Here is a 3,531-nt window from a genome sequence, read left to right as displayed (position 1 = left end):
TCTGGTTGGAAAGCTCTTTTCCATTGGCAACCAGGCTGCTGATACCCGGTTGTTTAGCTAGGCTTTGCAGGGCCTGAACAAAAGTACCCACCCCTTCACCATGCACCAGCCAGTTAATCCGCGCATCATTCGCCTGTGCCTGCTGGATCAGCGCCGCCAGTGATTGCGCATTGTTCTCTTCTTGGTGTTGGCCGTTTTGCCAGTACAGGGAGTAGTGTTTTCTGCTGCCCTCTAAATCCCTGGGGCTCAATGCGGCCTTGTAAGCGGGGAGGATATGGTTGATCAATAACTCACCGGCTTCTTCCTTATCCTCAAACTTGCCGCTGACCGCCGCATAGTGGGCGCTGCCCCAGCGGTGACTGTAGTCCATGATATTCAGGCGCTCAGAGTCGGTTTTCCATTTGCGACTTTCCTTATCCACACGATACAAACCGCTGGTCTGATTTGTCACTGGAGCGGAAATCGAGCTGTCGATTTCCAGCCCGTACACCAGGATATCGCCGTTTTTGTGTATCTGATAGTGAAACAGGGCACCATCAAGCTTTAAGGTTTTGGGGCCGTTATCGCGGCCACCGGGAGTTATCGCCAGGCTGTAAAGCGCCCGCACCAGGTTGGTTTTATAGTAGTTACCGGGGTGATCGCGCTTCAGCTGCTCCCAGGTTTCTGCGTGGCCTGGATGTACATAGACATTCCGGTTGATATTGGGGGTTTCTCCCCGTTTGATAATGATTTTCACAGTGGCTCCTTGCCTTTGTTGATACGTTTTTTATGGTCCTAAGTGCGGATGAATAGCCTATACCTGCCAAGCAGGTGGCGGACTGCCGGGTTTAGTGATGATGATGTCGCCCCCAAACTCTCCTCCCCTGCGCCATTCGGGATAAACCCAGGGCTCAATATCACGTTTAGCGCTGGCCTTGGCCCTCGGCCACTGTTGTTGGGCCTTTGATAATTGTGTTTTGGCATCGACTCCGAGTTGCAACTTGACACTGTCGCAAATGGAATCGCGGAGACTATTCATGGCTTTTAGGCAGGGCTCGACCGGTGCATAGCCCAGGTAGCTGAAATGCAGATCAACATAGTGGCGTTGATCCAATGGGATAAAAAACCAGTTGGAGAAGTGGGTATCGTGGTGGGGGCACTCAGCCAGCGATTCCGGTGAGTGTTGTTGATGCTCCTCAAAAAATATTGCCGTAGTCCCGTCCAACTCACGGAGCTGCCAGTTCACCGGAGCCTGCTGTACTTTGTGGTTGGGGCGACAGGGGCCGCAATAGTACAAAGTCCGCATAATGACCTGCTCAAAATGCTGTGGGTTGAGGCAGCTCATATCTTTGGGCAGGGCGTCGTGGCGGTTTAGTGTTAGTACAAATGATATGTACCCTATAGGACGGCCACGCCAGATGGGGCCAAACAGCTCCCAGCGACGCTTCATGAGCGTCTGACTGGCAACGCCCTCACGCTCCCAGTCTTCATAGCCACTATCATCAAAGTAGTTGCTGTTATCAAAAATATTAACGCTCTGCGGCGGTTCCTGGCTGGGGTCTGCAAAGCTGTCATGGCAGACATTGGGCGGTAGGCTAAATGCTAGACGGCTGCCGGAGAGATCGATAGCAATCCTTTCGCGCTCGTGGCGACGGGGGATAAAGGGGCGCTGACGCGAGGCGAATAAGCGAGATAACATATACAGATCAATCCTTTGAGCATTCCTGGTCAGATTTTACGATGTTTTTTTTATCAATTCACTTTCTAGTATCTGGGAAACTTCCCCCTTCTAAGACACCGCTATTTTTCCGTACCAGATAGCGGTTTAGTTGTCTTTGTCGTCATCCTGACATACCTCTTCGATAGATTTTTGGGTTCCAGAGGCTAGGTAGTCGCCCTCAATCCCCTTGGAAATTTCCTTTAGCTCCCGGCTGCGGCGCTTGGCAAACTCTTCGATTTCCTTTTGCGCCCAGCCTTTCTTTTGCTTGGCCTCTGCCAAGCGTTTCACTTTTTCATTATTAGCCATCACCAAATATCTCTTCTCCGATCATTGTCCTTAGTGATGTACTGAAGCTTAAATATTCTAGTAGGCACCCAAATCAAATAGTGCTTGCTGGATAGTATTTACATGCTTGGGACTATCTAAGGGAACTTTTCGTACCTGTCCAAGAGCCATTTTGGTTTCAAGCCACATAGAGCCGACTACATTTACATCTCTGCCAGATTGATAAAGGGTAAATTGGGCAACGGACTCTGGCGGAGTGGAATAAGAGTTTCCGATCAAAGCATGAGCAAGGATGTTCTCAGCACCATTTAACTGTTTTGAACAGATCACCAAATGGTCTGACGCCTCACGTATTAGCCTTCCTCTCTGCGTACAACTTTTTATTAACATATTTTTCACTTCGACAAGAGAAGCCTCAACAAAAGTACCCTCAGCCATACCAGATTGTGTAGATTTAAGGAGTGAAGGATTGGCTGAACAGGCTGTGAGAGAGCTGAGTATCATTGCGAATATAAGTTGCTTTAGTTTCATTGGGACGTTCTTCCATCACCTTTAAATTCAATTTCTTCTCTGTGGCGGATTTCTGTATCAAGTTGAGTAATAATCTCCCAGCTCTCTTGTTCTTGAGATTTTCCCGCCCTTACTCTCTCTCCCTTCCAGACCCGTCCTATAAAAATTAAAGCTAAGGGAATAAAAGTGCTCCAATGCCAAAATAGTTCTGGAAGCTTACTTATAACAAATGCTTGTGGTCCTGGCCCCTGTAGGGCAAAAGAGATAGTACGATAGAATAGATAGAGAACCGACATAGAAGCCGCTATACCACCGAGCTTTACTGGATCGTACAGCTGCCGTAGCTTGGCCTTCCACCACCCAAACCAAGCGCGCTTTCGCTCTTTTTTCAATTGAGCTAGTGAGATACCAGCAAATCTTTGCTTGTTATTGGTATGTTCAAGCCGAATAGTGAATGTTCCATTTGCGGCTCCGATAACTGTGACCGTTGCCCCCTCTGCTAACTCGCGCGCAGCTTCACCACCAATATTGATTTCGTAGTAATCACGCCCTGCCGTCCGATTGTGATGGCCTGTTACTTCCATGGCATACCCTCGCCAAACTGCAATAGCCTTCTATCCTATGAAAAACGGCTTTGTGTGACAACGATCTCATAAATCTTTATTTTTCTGTCACTAAAGGCAAAAATAACTGACGTTACGTTGTCTTCAAATCTCGACCTGTCGATAACCCAAATGAAAATCACTTTTTAGAACGCTTCCCCCAAAACGGACAACGCTGGCCGTTTTAAAGAATCGGCGTGCTATATACTTGGTACTATCGAACACTAAATGAGAGTGAAAGGAACAGTCTTAGCAAGCCGTCAGGTTTGAAACCCTTTGTGTTTATTCCTAACAGTTTAGTGGGCTAATCTGTTCAAAATCTAGAATTAAATAAGATAAGGATATTCTGACAACACACTACGAGTAGAAAAACTGGTACGAGAGGTAGTGTTCAGAATTCTGTGTCATTTCTTTACTATTAGCAAAAAAGAGATG

At 47.5% G+C, this 3,531-nt stretch carries 5 protein-coding genes; all 5 read right to left on the bottom strand.

The features are described from left to right. The coding region (locus MO867_RS21070) for a hypothetical protein (RefSeq protein WP_252472775.1) at nucleotides 1–736 on the bottom strand (736 nt) is incomplete at its 3' end. 57 nt (nucleotides 737–793) lie between these two features. Then, complete coding sequence (locus tag MO867_RS21065; RefSeq protein ID WP_252472773.1) at nucleotides 794–1,678, bottom strand: hypothetical protein; 885 nt, start codon at nucleotides 1,676–1,678, stop codon at nucleotides 794–796. A 126-nt stretch (nucleotides 1,679–1,804) separates the two neighbouring features. Then, on the bottom strand, nucleotides 1,805–2,005 hold the full coding sequence (locus MO867_RS21060; RefSeq protein ID WP_252472771.1) for a hypothetical protein: 201 nt from the start codon (nucleotides 2,003–2,005) through the stop codon (nucleotides 1,805–1,807). A 57-nt stretch (nucleotides 2,006–2,062) separates the two neighbouring features. Next, the gene (locus tag MO867_RS21055) at nucleotides 2,063–2,515 is read right to left on the bottom strand and encodes a hypothetical protein (protein WP_252472769.1); all 453 of its coding nucleotides are present in this window, start codon (nucleotides 2,513–2,515) and stop codon (nucleotides 2,063–2,065) included. Beyond that, complete coding sequence (locus tag MO867_RS21050; protein WP_252472766.1) at nucleotides 2,512–3,078, bottom strand: hypothetical protein; 567 nt, start codon at nucleotides 3,076–3,078, stop codon at nucleotides 2,512–2,514. The genes MO867_RS21055 and MO867_RS21050 overlap by 4 nt, the downstream gene beginning before the upstream one ends. Between the last annotated feature and the right edge of the window lie 453 nt (nucleotides 3,079–3,531).

The sequence above is a fragment of the Microbulbifer okhotskensis genome (genome assembly GCF_023895975.1).
Lineage (GTDB): Bacteria > Pseudomonadota > Gammaproteobacteria > Pseudomonadales > Cellvibrionaceae > Microbulbifer > Microbulbifer okhotskensis.
This window is presented reverse-complemented; position numbering and strand designations above follow the sequence as displayed.

Excerpts from the sequence above, each read along its gene's own strand:
- MO867_RS21065 (WP_252472773.1), bottom strand. The coding sequence starts at position 1,678 with ATGTTATCTCGCTTATTCGCCTCGCGTCAGCGCCCCTTTATCCCCCGT.
- MO867_RS21060 (WP_252472771.1), bottom strand. The coding sequence starts at position 2,005 with ATGGCTAATAATGAAAAAGTGAAACGCTTGGCAGAGGCCAAGCAAAAG.
- MO867_RS21055 (WP_252472769.1), bottom strand. The coding sequence starts at position 2,515 with ATGAAACTAAAGCAACTTATATTCGCAATGATACTCAGCTCTCTCACA.
- MO867_RS21050 (WP_252472766.1), bottom strand. The coding sequence starts at position 3,078 with ATGGAAGTAACAGGCCATCACAATCGGACGGCAGGGCGTGATTACTAC.